Here is a 19,328-nt window from a genome sequence, read left to right on the forward strand (position 1 = left end):
TCCGCCGGCCATCAAAATCCGTCGTCAGAAGCGATACGCACTGAACGCCGCCAGATCCTGCTTCGGCGTTCGACCCGTGGCCAGATCAGCAATCAAACGGCCTGTCGTCGCTCCGAGCGTCAAGCCCAGTTGCCCATGACCGATCGCCATCAGCACATTCGGCAAACGTCGCGACCGGTCGATGATCGGCTTCGTATCCGGCAGAAACGGCCGATAGCCGACACCGAACTCGTGCTTGTCGGTCTTGAGTTGCGGCAGTACTCGCCGCGCCTTCTCGAGGATGATTTCAGCGCGCCTGAAATTCGGCTTCGCGTTTCGCCCGGAAAACTCGATCGTGCCGCCGATCTGCAGACCGCGACGCATCGGTGTGAAGCAAAATCCACCATCTGAATAGATCACCGAATGCCGGAATTCGACACCGGGATCGGGCAGAAGCGCCTGATAGCCCGCCACACCTTCGAGCGGAACGTTGATGCCGAGTTGGGAAAAGAAGCGTCTAGCGCCTGCCCCCGCGGCGAGGACCACATGCATCGCGCTGACGCGTTCGCCATCTGCAAGCGTGACCCCTGTGGCGCGTCCAGCGGCTTCATCAATCGATACTGCCGTCGCGCGGATCCGTCGTCCCCCGTGGTTTTCGAAGCTCTCTGTGAGTGCCGCGATAAAAGCCTCCGTGTCGCTCACGAAGCGCCACTGCGGCAGAAGGATGCCGTGCGCGAAGCGGCCGGCGAGCGCCGGTTCGAGATCGCCAATCTCAGATGCATTGAGCACCTGCGAAGAGAATCCGAGTGACTGGCGAAGATCCATATGACCGCGTTCGCGTTCCACGCCTTCGGGCCCGTCGAACACCTGCATGATGGGCCGCTGCACGAGCAGCGCGTGGTCGTCACACGCATCGAGCAAAGGCGCGTAATCCGCGAACACCTCCTTCGTCAGCGAGGCCATCGAGCGGGCGATGCTGTCGATCTTCGAATGCCGGGCGCAGGACATGAAGCGAAGCAGCCACGGAATGATTCCCGGTAGTGCGCTCGGCCGAAGCGCCAGGGGACCCGTCTGATCCATCAGCCAACCCGGCACTTTCATCAAAAGGCCCGGTTTCGAGAGCGGAATGATCTCGCCGACCGAAATCTGACCGCAACTCCATTTGGCCGTGCTGTCGCCCGGGGCCGCCGGATCGATCAAGGTGACCTGAATGCCGTCGCGCTGAAGGTAAAGCGCGCAGCAGATTCCTACGATTCCGCCACCAATCACAACCGCCTGCTCGGTCGTTGCGGGAGCCGCCGAAGGGTGGGAGAAATGCTCTCGGGGTACGGAGTTCATTTTCGATAGTGTCCGTGCTGCAAATTAGATCGGATTTTTTTATTGAATACCCTGGGCGCTCAATATGCAAAGCGGCGAAGGAATCTCGTCTCGATCAAACCAACCAGACGAGTCAGCGGAAAGGCAACCAGAAAGTAAATAATTCCAACCGTGGTGAGGAATTCGAGCGGACGTGCCGTAGCGTTCGAGATGCTCTGCCCCACGTACATCAGGTCGGCGACGCCGACAGACGAGATCAGCGCGCTCTCCTTGAAGAGACTGATCACGTTCGACAGCAGCGGCGGAATGGCGCGCAGCAAGGCCTGCGGAAAGATCACGTGGATGATTTTGACCTGAGGTGAAAGACTGAGAGCAATACATGCGTCATGCTGCTCGCCCGAGATCGATTTGAGCGCGCCGCGAAATGTCTCACTGGTGATCGCCGTCATGTACAGCGTCAACGAGATGATGACCGACAGGTACGGCGGAATCGGCAGACGAAACACCACGGGAAAACAGAAAAAGATCCAGAAGAGCTGAATGAGCAGCGGCGTGCCGCGAAACAGCTCCACGTACAGCCACGTCGGCGCTTTCACCCAGCGCGACGGCGACAGCCGCAACAGGCTGACGACGAAGCCGAGCAGGCTTCCCAGGATTGCGCAGCCCCCCGTGAATGCCACGGTGAGGGCAAGGCCCTTCAGAAGCACGAGCCAGTATGAGCCGACGATCCCGACATCGATATTCATTGCCATCCCCTTAACGCTGTACGGCGGCGTCTTGCCGACGCTCGATCACATGAACCAGACGCGAGATCGGAAGCGACAGCGCGAAATAGATGAGCGCGACGACCGAGTAGGTTTCCAGCGGCCGGTAAGCTTCGGTCGCTAGACTCTTCGCGACGTACATCAGGTCCGCTACCGCGACGATCGCGACCAGTGCGCTCTGCTGGAGCGTGCCGATGCCGTTGGTCATCAGCACGGGCAACGCGCTGCGCAACGCCTGGGGCAGAACCACGAAGAAGGTGCGCTGCCACGGCTTCAATCCCAACGCGACACAGGCATCGAGATGCTCCCGTGGGACGGCCTGCACCCCTGCGCGATAAGCCTCCGCGTTGAAGGCCGTCAGGTTCAGCCCGAGTGCGAGCACACCCATCGCGATAGGGTCGATGAAGAAATCGACCATCATCGGGATGCAATAAAAGAACCAGACGATCTGCAGCAACGCCGGCGTGCAGCGGAAGAATTCGATAAAGAGCTGCGCCGGCCAACGCACGAATTGCCAGCGGCTCATCACCAGCAGGCACAGAAAGAAGCCAAGCACGAGACCCATCACGTTGGCAGCCAACGCCAGTTCCAACGTGACCTTCAGGCCCTGCATCAGCGCGTCCGCGCTTCCCTTCAGAAAACTGAAATCAAACTGATAGCCCATGACCCGCCTCGCTCAATCCAGATGAAGGACCTTCTCCAGAAACTCGCGCGTGCGAGCTTCCTTCGGGCATTTGAACATCTCGGCGGGCGCCCCTTCCTCGACCACCTTGCCGCTCGCACAGAACACCACGCGCGTCGCGATGTCTCGCGCGAAATGCATGTCGTGCGTGACGATGATCATCGCCATCTTCTGCTCGGCCAGTTGCAGCATCACGTTTTGCACTTCGATAACCATCTCGGGATCGAGCGCGGAGGTCACTTCGTCGAAGAGCATCAGCTTGGGCTCCAGCATCAGCGCTCGCGCAATCGCCACGCGTTGCTTCTGGCCACCGGAAAGCTGGCTCGGGTACGCATGCAGCTTGCTCTCGAGTCCAAGCCGCGCCAGATACTTCCGTGCGCGTTCCGTCGCCTCCGCCTTGCTGAGCCCCAGCACCTTGACCGGCGCCAGGATCAGATTGCCGAGCACCGAAAGATGTGGAAACAGCGTGTAGTGCTGAAACACCATGCCGATCTGCTTTTGCAGCTTCGGGTCGATCCGTTTTGATCTGCCCTCGTCTGCGCCGCGAATATAAGGCTTGCCCTGAAACAGGATCTCGCCGCCCTGCACGCCTTCCAGACCCATCAGCACGCGAAGCAGCGAACTCTTGCCGCTCCCGCTGGGGCCGATCACGACCAGGCGATCGTCGGCGCGCATGTTCAGGCTCATGCGGTCCATCACGACCAGATTCTCGCCGTATGATTTGTACACGTTTTTCAACTGCACAAAATCGCCAGACATCGATGGCAAAGACGAGACGGTTCCGGGCCCGGTCGAGCTTGCCACCGGTTGTACTTGTATCTGAGATAACGACATGAGGATCTCCTCCGGCGGAGCGCGACGCTGGCGCTCGCAACTTCGTTCAAACGCTCGACAGAGCAATGACGTCTCACCCGTCGTCTGAACCTGATGGGGCCGCGATCTTCGCGGCTCCATCAATCCAGGCCGCTTATTTCGTCGCGGCTACCGTTTCTTTCACCGACACATCAACGAGATGATTCACGGCACCCGATTGCTTCTGCTTCTCGATGAACTGATTCAGTACCGCGACGTCTGCGGCAGGCGTATCTTTGCGAATGCCGAACGCGATACCTTGTTGCGCGAGCAGAGGGTTCGGCTTGAAGGCTTCCGCCCAGTCCGGATGAGCGCTGACCAGCAGCTGGTTGGTCATGTTGTCGTCGGCGAGCAGGTCGGCACGCTTGGACATCAATGCGAGACGGGTCTCGTCGAAGCCCGGCAAGCGCATGATGGTCGCCTGCTTGAGCACCGCCGAGATTGCTTTATCCTGCGCCGTGCCGGACATCACCGTGACCGTCGTGCCCGGCTTGTCGATGTCGGCGATCGTGTGGATCGCCTTGGCCACCTTCGGATTGTTCCTGTTGTAGGCGAAGGTCACGCTGTAGTCGAGCACAGGCTCGGAGAAAGAAATTGCCTTGCGTCGCTCCGGCGTGTCATTGAGCGACAGCGACATATCCCATTTCTCGGATTGCAGTCCTGCGACGATGTTGTCCCAGGTGGTGTCCACATACTCGACCTTTACCTTCAGCACCTGCTCGGCGAATTGACGGCACAGCTCCGGAAACACACCGCTATAAGTGCCCGTTTTCGGGTCCTTCATCGTGTACGGAGGCGAGGTGGCGACACCGCAGCGAAGCACGCCCGCCTGCCGTACGCTTTGCCAGGTGGAACTGTCCTGTGCGTAGGCACCCGAACTCGCGGCAAGCGCACCAAACACCGTTGCGCCGACCAGAGCGCGGCCAAGGACTCGAGACATCTTCAACATGATCAACCTCTACAAATTAGGGGATTCAATCGACAGTTATGTTTGCTGCTACACGCTCATGCCTTACTTGAGTTCAAAGATGCCTTCGAGCTCGACCGCTACGCCTCTCGGCAGTGAAATACATCCCACGGCGGCACGCGTATGCCGGCCCGCGTCGCCGAGTACCGCCACCATCAGATCCGATGCGCCGTTGATTACCTTCGGATGGTCGGTGAAGTCTTCCGTCGCGTTGACGAAGCCGCCAAGCCGGACGCATCCTGCGATTCGGTTGAAGTCCCCTTCCACCGCGCGGTCCACCTGCGCCAGCATGTTGACGGCGCAGAGTCGCGCGGCGGCCTGACCATCCTCGATCGACACGCTTTTGCCGAGCTTGCCGACGTACTGATCCACGCCGTCGAGCACGGGTACCTGGCCTGACACGTACAGGAGGTTGCCCACCTTCTTGACCGGCAGGAAATTCGCACCGGGCTTGGGCGCGGATTGCGGCAACGCGATACCCAGTTCGTGCAGGCGGTCTTTCAAACTCTGATTCATCGGGTCGTCTCCTTTCGATTACTTCGCTTTGCGTGCCGCATCCGAACGGGCCCGGTCGATCTGATCGCCGTCGAACACGACTTTGTGCCGCTCTTGCGCGTATTGGCGGGTGATCTTGCCGTTCGCGAGGTCCGCATCGATGCGCTCGAGTGAGCGAGCCAGCGGATCGCCATAACCACCGCCGCCTGCCTGCTCGTGCCGGATGATCGCGCCGCGGTGCAGCGTCCGGGTGAACTTGCTGGGCAGCGGCGACAAGCCTTCAGCCGAGCGCAGATAGTTCGCCGAACAGGCGCCCGAGCCACCGCCGAACAAACCATAGGGCGCATGATTCGCGCGATCCGAACGGATCTGCGCGACCACTTCTTCCGCTTCGATGCGGTATTCGCGCACCAGCCCGAGGCCGCCGCGATACTCGCCGGCGCCGCCCGAATCCGCGGCGAAGCCGTACGCTTCCATCACGATCGGATAGCGCGCTTCGAGCGTCTCGATCGGCATGTTCGACATGTTCTGCGACGGGTTGGTCACGCCTTCGACGCCGTCCTTGTTGTAGCGGCCACCCCACGCACCGTTGATCATGTCGACCAGGATGAACGGCTCGCTCGAGCCTTTCGCATAGCCGCTCAATGCAATGACCGTGTTGCCGCCTTCGCCCGCCGCCATCACCTTCTTCGGTGCGATCTGCGCCAGCGCGCCGAGCACGCAATCGACCACGCGATAACCCGTCAGTGCGCGCGCGGCGACCGGAGCCGGCATGCGCGGGTTGAGGATCGAGCCTTCCGGCGCGGTGATCTCGATGCAGCGATAAACGCCCGCGTTATTCGGCACGTCGGCTTCGAGCGCACAGCGCACGCTGAGGTACGTCGCCGACTTCACGAACGAGAGCGTCGAGTTGATCGCGCCGCGCACTTGCGGCGACGAGCCGGTGAAGTCGACGCTGACCTTCGATCCCGCCACGGTGATCGCGCATTTGATGGGGATCGCGTCCTCGGAGAAACCATCGTTGTCGATGTAATCCGTGAACTGGTACACGCCATCGGGCCATGCTTCGATCGCTTGACGCGTCAGTCTTTCACCGTAGTCCAGCAGCTCATCGAAATAGCTTTGCAGGTTCTCTTCGCCGTAGCGGTCGATCATGCGAAGCAGTTCGCGCTCACCGATGTTGCAGGTGGCAAGCTGTGCGTCGAGGTCGCCGAGCACCAGGTCCGGCAGACGCACGTTCTTCTTGATGATGTTGATGAGCGTCTCGTTCGGCTCGCCGCGCATGTACAGCTTCGTCGGCGGAATGCGGATGCCTTCCTGGAAGATCTCGGTTGAATCGGCCGCGTTGGAGCCCGGCACGCGTCCACCGACATCGCAGTGGTGCGCGATGACCACCGAGAAGCCCTGCAGCCTCTTTTCGTGAAAGATCGGCTTGAACATGAAGATGTCCGGCAGGTGCATGCCGCCTTCATACGGATCGTTCAGGATGATGACGTCGCCGGGTTCGACGGAGGCGGCATACTTGTCGATGATCACGTCCACCGCATCGGGCACCGCGCCCAGATGCAGTGCCACCGTTTTCGCCTGCGCGAGAATGCGGCCTTTGGCATCGCACATCGTGACCGAATAGTCGAGCACGTCGCGAATGATCGGTGAACGGGCGGTGCGCATCACCGCGAAGGCCATGTCGTCGACAATGGTGTCGAGCGCGTTTTTGACAACCGCGAAAGTGATCGGGTCAACGTTACGTTGGGTCATGACTACTCCAGTGAATTCAGTCGAGTGAGGCAATCACGCTGCCTACCTTGTCGGTGCTCACGCGCCAGCCCGGCGGGATCACGATCGTGGTATCGGAGCTTTCGAGAATCACAGGCCCCGTGAGCGGCTTATCGAGTTTCGAGCGCGGCACGATGGGCGTATCGACCCACCCCGTCTTGCGATCGAAGTAGACACGACGCGTGCTCTTTTCCTCGACGCTCCCTGCCGATTTCGCGCTGCGGATGTCATTGAAGTCGAGCGTGCTGGTCGCAATGCCGCGTGCGAGCAGGCGGACGTTGGCGCATTCGATCGCATCGTTGGATGCGTAGCCGTAGATCGCGGCGTAGGCGTCGCGGAATCCCCGGCGCAACGCTTCACGCGAGCCTTCGCTCAGTTCTGCGGGAATGCGGACCGGAATCTCGTAGTCCTGCCCCTTGAAACGCATGTCGAGATCGAACACGTATTCGATGCGGTCGGACGAATAGCCTTCGTCCGCCAACGCACGGCGCGCATCCTCGCGCATTTCCGTCACAACGTTCGCGAGTGCATCAATGTCGAGCGTATCGAGCAGGCTCAATGACGGGCGTACGAAGTAGCGCTCCACCGCGCCGGCCAGCATGCCCATTGCTGTAAAGACGCCCGGCGCCGCCGGGAACACGACGCGCTTCATGTCGAGCGCGCGAGCCAGATCGCATGCGTGCACGGGACCGGAACCGCCGAACGCAACGAGGGTGAAATCGCGCGGATCGACACCACGCTCCACGGTAACCGCCTTGATGGTCCGCGCCATGTTGACGTTCACGACTTCGCGAATGCCGACCGCCGTCTCCTCGACACCGATACCCAATGGCTTCGCGAGCAACTTTTCGACCGCATCGCGCGCGGCCTGGATGTTCAGTTCCATCGTGCCGCCCGCAAGCTTCTGCGGCAGGAAACCGAGAATGGCGTTCGCATCCGTGACGGTGGGCTTTTCGCCGCCGATGCCATAGCACACCGGTCCGGGGAATGCACCCGCCGACACCGGACCGACGTTGAGCAGGCCGCCCGCGTCAGTCCATGCAATCGAACCCGCACCGCTGCCGACTTCGGCGACGTCGATGGTCGGCACGCGCATCATGTAGCCGCCTGCCTTGATGAAGCGGCTAGGCGTCGAGATACCGGCCCGGAATTCGTACTCGTTGGTGCGCGCGAGTTGCCCTTCGTGAATCAGCGACGCGGATGCGGTCGTGCCGCCCATGTCGAAGACCACGAGTTCTTTCTCCCTGATCGCGTCACCGAGCCGTCCCGCGCCGACCACACCTGCCGAGCGACCGGACGAGATGAAGAACACCGGCGTGTCCTGAGCGATCCGTGCGCTGGACAAGCCGCCGTTCGAATTGCTCACCAGCAGCGGCGCATTGACGCCGATCCGCTCGAGTCCCAACTCCAGACGTTGCAGATAGGTCCGCAATGCCGGCAGCACATAGGCGTTCACGACCGTCGTCGAGGTGCGCTCGTACTCGCGCAGTTCGGGCAGCACCGAGATCGACGCAGTTACGCTGATGTCGGGGAACGCTTGCTGGAAGGCTTCCAGCGCCGCTTTTTCGTTCGCGCCGTTCTTGTACGAATTGATGAAGCAGATCGCGACGGACTCGACACCTTCGCTCTGGAAGAACTTGCCTGCCGCGATGACCTGGTCGACCGGCGTCGGACGCAGCACATCGCCGGATGCCAGCACCCGCTCATCAATCTCCAGACGATAGCGGCGCTCGACCAGCGGCACCGGCTTGTCCCACGAAAGGTCGAACATGGTCGGTGTGCGCACCCGGCCGATTTCGAGGACATCCCTGAAACCCTTCGTGGTGATGAGTCCGCACTTCGCGCCGACCTTCTGCAGCATGGTGTTCGACCCGACCGTCGTGCCGTGCAGCACCTCGGTGACATCGGATGTCTTCATTCCCGCCTGTTCGAGGATGCGTCGCACGCCCGTCAGCACTGCCTCCTCAGGTGCCGCGGGTGTCGAAGAGACTTTCGTGAAAGTCACATATCCCTTGTCGTCGAGCAACACAAGGTCCGTGAAAGTGCCGCCGATGTCGACCCCAATTCTCGCGCTTGCCATATCGATTCCCGATCGTTCTCGAGCCGTCCGAGGCCGTCAGACCTTGGCGCTGGCTCGGGTTCCAAGTTGAAGGTGCCCGCCGCTTGCCGTTTGCTCATCCGCGAAACAGCAATGTTCCGGCTCGCATGGAATTGATGATTGGCGACAATTATTCGCTGCGTGTGTCGACACAACCTCTACAGCTATTTCATCGCGACAAGTGCATCTCGTCCATGGATCGCATTGTCGATCAAAAACCGACAATGTCAACATGAAAAAAATATTGGGGGACTTTCTATGTGCCTAGATGACTTCTGCGTATGGGGTTTAGCCTCACATAGGGGTATACATGGATCAGCTTGAAACCGCAGGATTTATTGACATAAGCTTTTGTCAATGCGACGATTGTCGGCATTAGATCGACCAAATGATGGTCGATTTCAGGCTGGCAAGCGCGAGGAGCGCGGGTCCACATCGGGAGAGGAAAATGTCTGACAATCGTGAATCAGTGGTAGTAACGGGCGGCGCGAGCGGCATCGGCGAAGCCTGCGCGCGTCGCTTCGCTCGCGCCGGGCATCGTGTGATCCTGGCGGACGTGAATGCTGGCGGCGGGGAGCGTGTTGCCGAGGAACTGCGGGATGAGAAACTCGACGCCCATTTTCACCACGTCGATCTGGCGAGCGAAGTCTCGATCGCCGAGTTCGCCTCGACAGTGATCGCGGAATACGGCGCACCCGATGCGCTGGTCAATGCCGGGGGCATCCTGCAGAACGCCGTGCGCGTGTTGGACATGGATCTCGCGGAATTCGACCGCCTGTTTCAGATCAACGTGCGCGGGACGTTGATCGCATCGCGGGCATTCGGCGCCTCCATGTGCGAAGCAGGCCGCGGATCGATCATCAATCTATGCTCGATGACGACGTTCCGCTCGTCCGCACAGGTCGCCTATACCGTCGGCAAATCGGGGCTCAAAGCGCTGACGGAAACCATGGCCGCCGAATGGGGCCCGCACGGCGTTCGGGTGAATGCGGTCGCGCCGGGCTACACACTGACGCAGGCAATGCAGGCGCGCATCGACAGTGGTCAACGCGATCCGAACGCCGTGGTCGAACGTTCAGCGCTGCGCCGGTTCGTCAAGCCCTCCGAAGTCGCCGATGCGGTCTACTTCCTTTGTTCGGGCGAAGCCGCCGCGATTACCGGTGTCACGCTACCGATAGATTGCGGCTGGCTCGTCTCAACTGCCTATCTGGCTTTCGCATCGCAACCTGAGTAACGACCAACCCTCACCCGCCGAAGGAACTGCAATGCCCATCATTCACGTGGAAATGCTCGCAGGGAGGACTCTGGAGCAAAAATCCGAACTCGCCGAGGCGCTCACGCGCGAAACCGTCCGCATCACTGGATGCACACTGGCCGATGTGCAAATCGTATTCGACGAAAGGGCGCACGCAAGTTGGGCGATCGGAGGCCGGCTGGTTTCCGGTCATGCGACTGCTCACACGCAAAAAAGCTGAAGATACGGCGAGCGAGGAAGGCTGCCCTGAAGTCTTACAAAATCGCGCGAAGCGCGCTGTACTTCATGCCGATTTGCTCGTCGGATAATTAATCGGCATCTGCGCCGTCAGGTTTCTATCGAGGAATTGCATGAAGCGGCCTTTGAACTGAACCGCGTGCTGGTGCGCGGTGGCCTCGGCCCAGTCAGCGTCGCCTGCTTCGATCGCGGCCACCATCTCCGTATGGTCGCTCGCCATTTGCTCGGAGCTCATGTTCGCGAGGGTCTGAAACTGGAAGTGAAGGTTGAGCATCCGTCGCCCTTCCTCCAGCAAGCGGCGATAAATATCTGCGAAATACACGTTCCTTCCAGCCCTGGCGACAGCCATGTGGAACTCGTAGTTCTTCTCGATCATCTCCAGGCTATTGTGCTTCTTGATGCTCGTCGCCGCTGCCTTTTCGTAAGCCTTCGCCGCCAGTCGAATGGTCTGGATATCGTCGTCGGTCCGGTGCAGGGCAGCGAGGCGGGTCGTCACGCGCTGCAGCAGATCCAGTGCATCCAGGAATTCCGGCACACGGCCGAAGTCCATGGGCGCAACGACGTTGCCTCGATTCGGCAGGATGTTCACGAGCCCTTCCGCCGACAGACGAACCAGCGCCTCGCGTACGGGCGATCTCGACACACCGAAGCGTTCCGCAACGCCCGACTCGTCGAGATGCGTCCCCGGAGCAAGCTTCATCGTGAGGATTTCGTTGCGCAATGCGACATAAACCCGTGCCGTGCCCGTTTCCTTGGCGCCCTGAATGTCCGCTATCGTGTCTTTTGCCATTTTCCTGTCCACCATGTCTGCCGCCGAGTCGAAAATGTTCGAACTATTGTCGACGTAATGCCGACAATTATACTCTTCTTTTTGGCGCATCGAGCGAACGACGATCGGTTTCGAGATGCGGCTTAATTAGTTGTGAATTGTCTACAATGATGAATCCCAACGATAAATATTCGGTCCGGCTGAAGTAGCGCCTTATCCAGGTGAGAGCAATTCAAATGTCCTCTGTTCTGAAGGTACCCAGGATCGTCAAGCAGTCGATGGGATCGCAAGCCGTCGACATCCTTCGCGAATCGATCATCAGCGGAGATTTGCCCGCCGGTGCCCGAATCACGGAAATTCAACTCGCGGAGGAGATGGATCTTTCGCGCGCGACTGTCAGAGCCGCGCTGCATCACCTCGCCAGGGAAGGGCTCACCACACTCGTTCCGTACACGGGCTGGACGGTCATCACCTTGCACCCGAAGGACGTCTGGGAGCTCTACACGCTGAGGTCGAGCCTGGAGCGTCTTGCTGCTCAACTGGTGGCTGCCACGCTGAACACCGCGAAGCGGGACAAGATTCGCAGCTGCTTTGCCGCCCTTGAACGTGCTTGTGCCTCATCGCACGAACGGGCAATTGCCGAAGCAGACTTCGCGTTCCACAAAGCCATGATCGATCTCGCCGATCATGGACGCCTGAAGAGCCAGTACGAAGTCATCGAGCGCCAGATTCGAATCTATATCCGCTCGAGCGATTCCCTTGTCGAGAGCGGAGACGCTATCGTCGAACAGCATCGTCCGATCGCCGAGGCGATTCTGGCAGGGAATGTCGAGGAAGCGGGCAGGCTGGCCGAAGCACACAACATGACCGAGGGGAAGAAACTCACTGCTCATCTGGCGAACCGCGACTCGCCAGAGATTGGGCAAATGCCATTGGATCCTACCGGACGCCTCAAGAACCTTAAAGCACGTCGGGGCAAGACAAATTGACCAGAGCCCGACGGATCGGCGTTTTCTGCTTGTTGCCCGGTCACGCACGGTAACGGCTGATACCCCCTTTGCACAGAAAATTGTTTGTGGAGCACTAATGTCTCTTCGTACCTTTGTTCTCGCGATCATCCTGCTTTTCTCGGTCGACGCCGGCGCGCAAGAAATCGGAAAGTCGGAAGATGTGGTGGTGGTCAAGATAGGGATCGCTGCACCGCTAACCGGGTTTTCGGCATCGAATGGAAAGGATGTCGAGAATGCCGCTCGTCTCGCTTTCGAGCAAGCCAACGCGCAAAGTCTCCACATTGGTGGAAAGAAGGTCGCGTTCCAGATCGATGGCCAGGACGATGCCGCTGACCCGAAAACCGCTGTGCTAGTCGCGCAGCGCTTTGTCGACGAGGGTGTGAGCGGCGTCATTGGTCACTACAATTCTGGATGTTCTGTCGCGGCATCCGCAGTGTACCGGCGAGCCGGAATCCCGCAGATATCGCCGACGTCGAGTTCGCCTTCGTACACCGCGCAAGGGTTCGAAACCACCTTTCGGACAATCAGCAATGACGATCAAATGGCGCTGCTCGCGGCAACTTATTCGGTTGAGCAGTTGGGGGCGAAGCGTATCGCGGTCATTGACGATAGCACCGACTACGGCACAAACCTCGTTACGGAATACGTAAAGGCAATTCAGAAGCGTGGCGCTCAACTCGTCACCTGGCAGTACACCACGGCGAACTCCATCGACTTCCGAGCCCTGCTTACGACGATCAAGGGTTTGAACCCTGACCTGATCTTCTACGTCGGTCAGGACATTCAAGCCGCCGGTCTGGCGAAACAGATTCGTCAGCTAGGTATCAAGGCCAGGTTCATGGGAGAAGGTGGATTCACGAACGACCATTTTCTTCAACTCGCCGGCAAAGGCGCGAAAGGAATGCTCAGCTGGGAATACGGGCTTCCGCGCGACCGAATGCCTCGAGCGGCCGAACTCGACGCCAAGCTGAAGGCCCGGTTCGGCGTTGGGATCGTGCAGTTCGCTCCGCTCGCCTACGACGCTGCATGGGCAATGATCAATGCAATGAAAGCGGCCGACTCGACCGACCCAAAACAATACATCAAAGCCCTGCGAACGAATTCCTTTGACGGAATCACCGGCACGATCGCATTCACCCAGACAGGCGACCTCAGAAACGCTTCGGCAACTCTCTACGAAGAACAGGATGGAAAATGGGTCGTTTTAGCGGTAGAGAAGACCTTGGCAAAGTGATCTGCGCCCTCTGCTCGCAAAGTTCAGGCGCCGCTCAGGCAGGCTCGCTTCCGGGCAACCGCGCTACTGCATTGCGGGCCCCTCGCACCACAACAGCAATCCCGGCAGTGCTGAAGCGAGTCTCGAGCAGACTACAGCCCGGTAGACGTCATCAGGCCAGGAGCGAGCGCGACTTCGCTCAGACCATCGCTTTGGCGCACCAGGCTACCTGGCGCTCGAGGACGGATTCGGCTGACTCGCCGACCAGTTCCCGATAGGTTGCAGGCGCGGTCGCACCTTCGGTGTTGACGAGCAAGACGCGGGAAGAACCATCAAGGCCAACTTGCCTCGCCAACTGCTGGTCCTGCAGCAATACCATGAGACCGGCGAGACCTGCTACACCCGACTCGCCCGCAACGATCGGTGCATCTGCATCGCTGCCTGCCGCCAGGATACGCATGGCGTTCACTGCATCGCCGTCGCTGATCGTCATGAATGCATCGACGCCAGGCTGCAGAAACTTCCACGCGAGCGGGGAGGTTTCACCGCATGCGAGCCCTGCCATCACGGAGTCGACGGTGCCCGTCGCACGCGCGGCGCGTCCAGCCAATGCGCTTTGGTACAGACAGTCCGCCTGCTGTGGTTCGACCACGACGAATCGCGGACGATGCTCACCATGGAATTCCCACAGGTAACTGACCAATCCTGCCGCGAGGCCGCCAACACCGCCCTGAAGAAACACATGTGTGTAGGGCGGCTGATTCGGCTGGCTATCGGTCTGCTCGACGATCTCCGCGGCAATCGTTCCGTAGCCTTGCATCACATCACGCGGGATCTCTTCATAACCGTCGTATGACGTGTCGGAAACGACGCGCCAGCCGTTCCGAGAAGCCAGGCGAGCCGCCTCTTCGACCGATTCATCGTAGTTTCCGGTGATCCGGACAATCTCCGCACCGTAAGCGGCAATCGCCTTCTCGCGCTCGACGCTGACGTTGGCGTGCAGCACGATCACACAACGGCAACCCAGCGTTTGCGCAGCGGCAGCCAGCCCCTTACCGTGGTTGCCATCCGTAGCGCTAACCACAGTGAAATGCGTCAGCAGATCCCGATAGCGACCTTCGAAAAGGCCACGGGCGTCGAGATCATGATTCGGCCACAGCCTCTGAATCAGGCGTACCAGTGCAACAGGCGCGCCCAGTGCCTTGAAGCTACCCAGTACAGAGCGCGCTGACTCGTCCTTGATGCTGATGCTGTCGACCTCAAGCCTGGCGGCCAGCCCGGGCAACTCACGCAGTGGCGTTCGCTCGGGGGAAATCTTGTCCCAGCAGGAAAGCCAGGCACGGCTTTCCTGTGCTTTCTCGACGCTGAGAATCTCTTTCAACTCACCGGGATACGAGGTGCGCGTTGCACGTGGATTGACTACCAGCATGACCGTGATACTCCAGAAATGAATGATGTGAATTGGCGAATACGGACCGGCTTCACTTCTCTGTGAGGCGCTTGAGCACGACGTCCAGCAGCACGTTTGCGCCATCAATGAGCTGATCGTCGTCCGTGTGTTCACGCGGGTTGTGGCTGATGCCGCCGCGGCTCGGCACGAATATCATCGCGGCCGGCGCGATGCGCGCGATCATCTGGGCATCATGGCCGGCGCCCGATGTCATCCGACGATGCGTGAAGCCAAGGCGCTCCGCCGAAGCTTCGATCGCGTTTGCCAGAGCAGCATCGAATACGACCGGCTCGAAACGGACCAACCGTTCGGTCGTTATCCTCACGCCCTCCTTTTCCGCAACCTCCAGCAGGAATTCCGCCAGGCGCCGCTCGGCGTCTTGCAGACGATGTTCGTCCGGATCGCGCAGATCCACAGTGAACACCGCCTTGCGCGGAATGACGTTGATGACGTTCGGCTCGATGCGCAGCATGCCGATCGTGGCCAGCGTAGTACCCGCAGCAACGGCCAGTTCGCGCAGGAACGTCGAAACAGCAGCGGCCGCCCAGCCCGCATCATGACGAAGATGCGTCGGCGTCGTACCTGCGTGATTGGCGTTGCCCTCAACGGTAATTTGCTGCCACGAGATACCTTGGAGGTTCTCGACAACCCCTATGCGGATGTTTTCCGCTTCGAGAATCGGGCCCTGCTCGATGTGCAGCTCGAGATATTCGTGCGGAACGATTGCGCCGGGCTCGAGGCCGCCTGCATAGCCAATCCGCTCGAGCTCATCGCCAAGGCGGGTGCCGTCGATGCCAATCGTGTCCAGCGCTGCCTCGACAGAGAGGCCGCCAGCGCACACCAGCGAACCCATCATGTCCGGCTGATACCGGATGCCCTCTTCATTGGTGAAGGCGCCGATAGTGATGGAACGCTGCGGCTTGATGCCTGCCCGACGGAATGCTCTTGCGACTGCGAGCCCTGCCAGTACGCCGTAACAGCCATCCAGCGCGCCGGCGTTCTTAACCGTGTCGATGTGCGACCCCATCATCAGCGGACGCTGGATGCCGTCATCGGAATCGGACCGCAACGTGCCGAAAACATTGCCGATGCGATCGACGCGGACATCGAGGTCCAGCTCGCGCATCCATCTGACGACAAGATCGCGACCAGCGCGCTCATCGTCAGTGAGTGCGATGCGAGTCCGTCCGCCGACCTCGCGATCGGCGCCCAGTTCGCCGAGTTGATGTAATTGCCGAAGCAGGACCGCGCCGTCGAGTTTCAGTGACGAAGATGCAGAGGTATTCATTTATGTCCCTTCAATCCTTAGCCACACGGCAACTCGAGCCGGGCGATCTCGGCAAAATACCGCGCGCCTGTCAGAAGGATTCCGTCATTGAAATCGTAAGTGGCGTTGTGCAACGGCGTGCCGCCCTCTCCTGCCGACTCGCCATTGCCTATGAAAATGAAGTTGCCGGGAACGACCTGCAGGAACGCACCAAAGTCTTCCGAAATCATCATTTGCTGAACATTGGCGTCGACGCAATCCGCTCCCGCGACATTGCGCGCCGCCTTGACCGCGACCTCCACGTATTGCTCCGAGTTCACAGTCGGAGCGAACTCGTGCGTGTACTCAAAGGTGCAATCGGCGCCGTGCGTACGGCAAATGCCTTCGCATACTTCGCGCATGCGAGTCTCGAGCAGCGTCTGGACTTCGCGCGAATAGCTTCGCGTGTCCCCCTTGATGATGACATTCGACGGGATGACGTTTCTCAGGCCGTCAGTAATGAATTCCGTACAGGAGATCACTGCCTGCAAACTCGGGTCGAGATTGCGCGATACGACCGTCTGCAGTGCCATCACGATCTGCGAAGCGATGACGATCGGATCCACCCCCATGTGCGGACGTGCGGCGTGCGTGCCCCGCCCCTTGATGTGAATGACGAAGTTGTCCTCACTCGCCATGATGCCGCCCGGACGCGTTGCAAACGTTCCCGCGCGCATGCCCGGCATGTTGTGCGCGCCAAAGATCGCATCGACCCGAAACCGTTCGAACAGGCCGTCGGCCATCATCGCTTTCGCGCCACGACCATGCTCTTCTGCGGGCTGAAAGATGAAACGGACAGTGCCGTTGAAATCGCGCCGTTCAGCAAGGAGTCGGGCTGCCCCCAGGATCATCGACATATGCCCGTCGTGCCCGCACGCGTGCATTTTTCCGGCGTTGCGGGAAGCATGCGCCCGATCGGGTGCCTGCTCCGCGATGTTCAGCGCATCCATGTCGGCGCGCAGGCCGATAGCCCGTTTCCCATCTCCGACCGTCAGGTTGGCAACGAGTCCAGTACCACCGATGCCGCGGTGCACCTCCAGTCCAAGCGTCCTGAGAATGTTCGCCACATAGTCAGAGGTATTGACTTCCTCAAAGCCGGTTTCGGGATGTTGGTGCAAATACTGGCGCCAGCTTTTCAGCTGGCCTTGCAGCGTGCTTTCCATTGTCGGACGTCCTTGGCTCATGAAGTTCGTGGAATGCTCATGTCGGTCAAGGAAATAATATTCCTCGGGTCGTTAGAAAAAATCCCTAAATCGACCCCTCTCATGCAAAAATATCTCGCTCTCAAGCTTCCAGCCGAAACGCCATGACACTCAGCCTGGACGATTTTGATCTCAAGCTATTGATGGAAGTCCAACGCGACGCGCACATTCCTCAGAACGAGCTGGGCGCACGCGTCAACCTGTCTACAGCCGCCGTCAATCGCAGATTGCGACGGATGTCGGACGAAGGCGTCATTCGCAACTACGCCGCTATCGTCGCGCCCGAGAAGGTCGGCTATGCGCTGACGATCGTCGCGACGGTCGACGTCGAGAGCGAGCAGATCGATCTGCTCGATTCGATGAAGCGCACGTTCGCACAGTGCCCGGAAATCCAGCAGTGCTACTACGTCGCGGGAGAATGGGACTTCGTGCTGATCCTGACGGTCCGCAACATGGACGAGTACACGGCCCTCACGCGACAACTGTTCTTCTCAAACAACAACGTCAAACGCTTCAAGACGCTGGTGAGCATGAGCAACGTGAAGGTAGGGCTCGGTGTACCCGTGGCTCCCGTGGGAGGCTGAGGCCGTCAACGCACGACTGACTTGTCGGTCCAGTTGCCCTGATCAAACTGGCGAACGGTAATTGCGCCGTTACGGATATCCCCATTCCCGTCAAACTGGATGGCGCCCGTCACGCCGTCCAGCTTCGAGGCCCGCAGCTTCGGCAGATACACCTTGGGGTCTGTCGATCCCGCAGCCTGCATTGCGTCCGCCATCGCGAGCACCGCGTCGTAGGCATACGGGGCATACAGCTGCACGGGAACACCTAACCGCTGCTGATAGCGTTTGAAAAATTCGGGTCCTTGCGGCATCTTTACAGGCGGCACGCCCGCGAGGGTGCAGTAGATGTCCTTGTCCATCGAAGACCCAGCCAGTTCGATGAACTGGGGAGTGCACGCTTCGTCGCCGGCAATGGACTTCACCTTCAAGCCGAGCCTTTGCGCATGCTGAACAAATGACGCTGCTTGCGTGTCGCCAACCGTGAAAGCAATACCTTCTGGCTGACGGCTAGTGATGCGCGCCGGTAGCCAAAATCAGCCGCGATGACCTTGCTGCAAATTTCTATCGAAATGCGGGCACTTTCGATATCTTTTCCCGATGCTGACCTTCCGAGCAGCGCCACTTTCCGGGCAGCCTGGTCCATCGCGCTGCTATCAACGCGAGGTTGCACGCGGCCCTCTTCTTCCAGGGCCGGACATCCTGTTACGAGGTGCGCGAATCAAATGGAGCGGGTAAGCCCGCCATCGACCCGGATGTTCTGGCCTGTGATATACCCCGCGCCGTCCGACGCCAGGAACGCAACCGTTGCCGCGATCTCTTCGCTGGTGCCGTATCGTTGCATCGGAACGCTTTGACGACGTTCTTCCGTAGCGGGAAGACTGTCGATCCACCCGGGCAGAACATTGTTCATGCGAATGTTTTCACTTGCATGCGCGTCTGCGAATAGCATGGCGGCCTCAAAAGCGAGGTGCAACACTTATCTCGTATAAGGTGTTGCAATGCCCGACAAAACTACTTCTACTTCATACCAGCATCTTCAACCTGAAGAACGCCTCGCCATCGCAAGCCTGCGACTGCAGGATGTGAGCATTCGGGCCATGGCCCGAATGCTCGGGCGCTCGCCGTCCACCGTGAGCCGTGAACTGACGCGAAACAGCGCTCCTGCTGGCTACGCATCAGTGCCAGCGCAAGCGCAGTGCGCCGCCCGCCGGAGGGCTGGGCGCGGCCCCGCCAAGCTTTGCACGCAAGGCGTTCGCTGGCGGGTTGTGCTCACGTTGCTGGACTGGAAGTGGTCGCCCCAGCAGATATCGGGCACACTTAGGCGCATGTATCCGACCGACCCGACCCAGCACGTATCGCATGAAACCATCTACACGGCTATCTACGCTCAGCC

At 59.8% G+C, this 19,328-nt stretch carries 20 protein-coding genes and 1 pseudogene; 6 read left to right on the top strand and 15 right to left on the bottom strand.

The window, feature by feature from the left end:
- Positions 1-24: 24 nt before the first annotated feature.
- From EVC45_RS31910 to EVC45_RS31945, 8 genes are all read right to left on the bottom strand, one after another.
- Positions 25-1,317: an FAD-binding oxidoreductase gene (locus tag EVC45_RS31910; protein ID WP_129962154.1), complete on the bottom strand. Its 1,293-nt coding sequence runs from the start codon at positions 1,315-1,317 to the stop codon at positions 25-27.
- A gap of 59 nt (positions 1,318-1,376) precedes the next feature.
- Positions 1,377-2,042, bottom strand: a complete 666-nt coding sequence (locus EVC45_RS31915; RefSeq protein ID WP_129962155.1) for an amino acid ABC transporter permease — start codon at positions 2,040-2,042, stop codon at positions 1,377-1,379.
- A 10-nt stretch (positions 2,043-2,052) separates the two neighbouring features.
- The gene (locus EVC45_RS31920; protein WP_129962156.1) at positions 2,053-2,724 is read right to left on the bottom strand and encodes an amino acid ABC transporter permease; all 672 of its coding nucleotides are present in this window, start codon (positions 2,722-2,724) and stop codon (positions 2,053-2,055) included.
- Between the two features lie 12 nt (positions 2,725-2,736).
- On the bottom strand, positions 2,737-3,501 hold the full coding sequence (locus EVC45_RS31925) for an amino acid ABC transporter ATP-binding protein (protein WP_168991575.1): 765 nt from the start codon (positions 3,499-3,501) through the stop codon (positions 2,737-2,739).
- A gap of 208 nt (positions 3,502-3,709) precedes the next feature.
- A complete protein-coding gene (locus EVC45_RS31930; protein ID WP_129962158.1) occupies positions 3,710-4,543 on the bottom strand; it encodes an ABC transporter substrate-binding protein in 834 nt (277 codons plus the stop codon).
- 63 nt (positions 4,544-4,606) lie between these two features.
- The gene (locus EVC45_RS31935; protein ID WP_129962159.1) at positions 4,607-5,077 is read right to left on the bottom strand and encodes a RidA family protein; all 471 of its coding nucleotides are present in this window, start codon (positions 5,075-5,077) and stop codon (positions 4,607-4,609) included.
- Between the two features lie 18 nt (positions 5,078-5,095).
- On the bottom strand, positions 5,096-6,814 hold the full coding sequence (locus EVC45_RS31940; protein WP_129962160.1) for a hydantoinase B/oxoprolinase family protein: 1,719 nt from the start codon (positions 6,812-6,814) through the stop codon (positions 5,096-5,098).
- A gap of 16 nt (positions 6,815-6,830) precedes the next feature.
- Positions 6,831-8,912 (bottom strand): hydantoinase/oxoprolinase family protein, encoded by a 2,082-nt coding sequence (locus tag EVC45_RS31945; protein WP_129962161.1) that lies wholly within the window; start codon positions 8,910-8,912, stop codon positions 6,831-6,833.
- A gap of 406 nt (positions 8,913-9,318) precedes the next feature.
- On the opposite strand from EVC45_RS31945, the gene EVC45_RS31950 reads away from it, so the two are divergent.
- Together EVC45_RS31950 and EVC45_RS31955 are read left to right on the top strand one after the other, a co-directional pair.
- Complete coding sequence (locus EVC45_RS31950; RefSeq protein ID WP_248295332.1) at positions 9,319-10,164, top strand: SDR family NAD(P)-dependent oxidoreductase; 846 nt, start codon at positions 9,319-9,321, stop codon at positions 10,162-10,164.
- A gap of 31 nt (positions 10,165-10,195) precedes the next feature.
- Positions 10,196-10,405 (top strand): tautomerase family protein, encoded by a 210-nt coding sequence (locus tag EVC45_RS31955; protein ID WP_129962162.1) that lies wholly within the window; start codon positions 10,196-10,198, stop codon positions 10,403-10,405.
- Positions 10,406-10,468: 63 nt separating this feature from the next.
- Here the strand turns inward: EVC45_RS31955 and EVC45_RS31960 are convergent, their stop codons facing one another.
- A complete protein-coding gene (locus EVC45_RS31960) occupies positions 10,469-11,212 on the bottom strand; it encodes a GntR family transcriptional regulator (RefSeq protein WP_129962163.1) in 744 nt (247 codons plus the stop codon).
- A gap of 215 nt (positions 11,213-11,427) precedes the next feature.
- On the opposite strand from EVC45_RS31960, the gene EVC45_RS31965 reads away from it, so the two are divergent.
- The gene (locus EVC45_RS31965; RefSeq protein ID WP_129962164.1) at positions 11,428-12,180 is read left to right on the top strand and encodes a GntR family transcriptional regulator; all 753 of its coding nucleotides are present in this window, start codon (positions 11,428-11,430) and stop codon (positions 12,178-12,180) included.
- A gap of 97 nt (positions 12,181-12,277) precedes the next feature.
- On the top strand, positions 12,278-13,435 hold the full coding sequence (locus tag EVC45_RS31970) for a branched-chain amino acid ABC transporter substrate-binding protein (protein ID WP_129962165.1): 1,158 nt from the start codon (positions 12,278-12,280) through the stop codon (positions 13,433-13,435).
- A gap of 178 nt (positions 13,436-13,613) precedes the next feature.
- Here the strand turns inward: EVC45_RS31970 and EVC45_RS31975 are convergent, their stop codons facing one another.
- The 3 genes from EVC45_RS31975 to EVC45_RS31985 are packed head-to-tail and all read right to left on the bottom strand — an operon-like array spanning position 13,614 to position 17,333.
- Positions 13,614-14,843 (bottom strand): diaminopropionate ammonia-lyase, encoded by a 1,230-nt coding sequence (locus EVC45_RS31975; RefSeq protein ID WP_129962166.1) that lies wholly within the window; start codon positions 14,841-14,843, stop codon positions 13,614-13,616.
- Positions 14,844-14,895: 52 nt separating this feature from the next.
- The gene (locus EVC45_RS31980; RefSeq protein WP_129962167.1) at positions 14,896-16,152 is read right to left on the bottom strand and encodes a Zn-dependent hydrolase; all 1,257 of its coding nucleotides are present in this window, start codon (positions 16,150-16,152) and stop codon (positions 14,896-14,898) included.
- Between the two features lie 17 nt (positions 16,153-16,169).
- Positions 16,170-17,333: a M20 aminoacylase family protein gene (locus EVC45_RS31985; RefSeq protein WP_129962168.1), complete on the bottom strand. Its 1,164-nt coding sequence runs from the start codon at positions 17,331-17,333 to the stop codon at positions 16,170-16,172.
- Positions 17,334-17,476: 143 nt separating this feature from the next.
- Here EVC45_RS31985 and EVC45_RS31990 point away from each other — a divergent pair, with 143 nt between their 5' ends.
- Complete coding sequence (locus tag EVC45_RS31990) at positions 17,477-17,956, top strand: Lrp/AsnC family transcriptional regulator (protein ID WP_129962169.1); 480 nt, start codon at positions 17,477-17,479, stop codon at positions 17,954-17,956.
- 5 nt (positions 17,957-17,961) lie between these two features.
- Here the strand turns inward: EVC45_RS31990 and EVC45_RS31995 are convergent, their stop codons facing one another.
- From EVC45_RS31995 to EVC45_RS32005, 3 genes and pseudogenes are all read right to left on the bottom strand, one after another.
- On the bottom strand, positions 17,962-18,450 hold the full coding sequence (locus EVC45_RS31995; protein ID WP_306770807.1) for an ABC transporter substrate-binding protein: 489 nt from the start codon (positions 18,448-18,450) through the stop codon (positions 17,962-17,964).
- Positions 18,360-18,605: a hypothetical protein gene (locus EVC45_RS32000; protein WP_129962170.1), complete on the bottom strand. Its 246-nt coding sequence runs from the start codon at positions 18,603-18,605 to the stop codon at positions 18,360-18,362. Before EVC45_RS32000 ends, EVC45_RS31995 begins: the two co-directional genes overlap by 91 nt.
- Before the next feature lie 48 nt (positions 18,606-18,653).
- Positions 18,654-18,881, bottom strand: a pseudogene (locus tag EVC45_RS32005) (SDR family oxidoreductase); the annotation flags it as partial.
- Between the two features lie 52 nt (positions 18,882-18,933).
- Between EVC45_RS32005 and EVC45_RS32010 the strand changes: the two are divergent.
- On the top strand, positions 18,934-19,328 hold a 395-nt coding region (locus EVC45_RS32010; RefSeq protein ID WP_129962171.1), incomplete at its 3' end, for a helix-turn-helix domain-containing protein.

It is taken from the genome of Paraburkholderia sp. UYCP14C (assembly GCF_004197395.1).
Classification (GTDB): domain Bacteria; phylum Pseudomonadota; class Gammaproteobacteria; order Burkholderiales; family Burkholderiaceae; genus Paraburkholderia.

Coding starts and splice junctions, on each gene's coding strand:
- EVC45_RS31910 (WP_129962154.1), bottom strand. CDS start 1,317: ATGAACTCCGTACCCCGAGAGCATTTCTCCCACCCTTCGGCGGCTCCC.
- EVC45_RS31915 (WP_129962155.1), bottom strand. CDS start 2,042: ATGAATATCGATGTCGGGATCGTCGGCTCATACTGGCTCGTGCTTCTG.
- EVC45_RS31920 (WP_129962156.1), bottom strand. CDS start 2,724: ATGGGCTATCAGTTTGATTTCAGTTTTCTGAAGGGAAGCGCGGACGCG.
- EVC45_RS31925 (WP_168991575.1), bottom strand. CDS start 3,501: ATGTCTGGCGATTTTGTGCAGTTGAAAAACGTGTACAAATCATACGGC.
- EVC45_RS31930 (WP_129962158.1), bottom strand. CDS start 4,543: ATGTTGAAGATGTCTCGAGTCCTTGGCCGCGCTCTGGTCGGCGCAACG.
- EVC45_RS31935 (WP_129962159.1), bottom strand. CDS start 5,077: ATGAATCAGAGTTTGAAAGACCGCCTGCACGAACTGGGTATCGCGTTG.
- EVC45_RS31940 (WP_129962160.1), bottom strand. CDS start 6,814: ATGACCCAACGTAACGTTGACCCGATCACTTTCGCGGTTGTCAAAAAC.
- EVC45_RS31945 (WP_129962161.1), bottom strand. CDS start 8,912: ATGGCAAGCGCGAGAATTGGGGTCGACATCGGCGGCACTTTCACGGAC.
- EVC45_RS31950 (WP_248295332.1), top strand. CDS start 9,319: ATGATGGTCGATTTCAGGCTGGCAAGCGCGAGGAGCGCGGGTCCACAT.
- EVC45_RS31955 (WP_129962162.1), top strand. CDS start 10,196: ATGCCCATCATTCACGTGGAAATGCTCGCAGGGAGGACTCTGGAGCAA.
- EVC45_RS31960 (WP_129962163.1), bottom strand. CDS start 11,212: ATGGCAAAAGACACGATAGCGGACATTCAGGGCGCCAAGGAAACGGGC.
- EVC45_RS31965 (WP_129962164.1), top strand. CDS start 11,428: ATGTCCTCTGTTCTGAAGGTACCCAGGATCGTCAAGCAGTCGATGGGA.
- EVC45_RS31970 (WP_129962165.1), top strand. CDS start 12,278: ATGTCTCTTCGTACCTTTGTTCTCGCGATCATCCTGCTTTTCTCGGTC.
- EVC45_RS31975 (WP_129962166.1), bottom strand. CDS start 14,843: ATGCTGGTAGTCAATCCACGTGCAACGCGCACCTCGTATCCCGGTGAG.
- EVC45_RS31980 (WP_129962167.1), bottom strand. CDS start 16,152: ATGAATACCTCTGCATCTTCGTCACTGAAACTCGACGGCGCGGTCCTG.
- EVC45_RS31985 (WP_129962168.1), bottom strand. CDS start 17,333: ATGGAAAGCACGCTGCAAGGCCAGCTGAAAAGCTGGCGCCAGTATTTG.
- EVC45_RS31990 (WP_129962169.1), top strand. CDS start 17,477: ATGACACTCAGCCTGGACGATTTTGATCTCAAGCTATTGATGGAAGTC.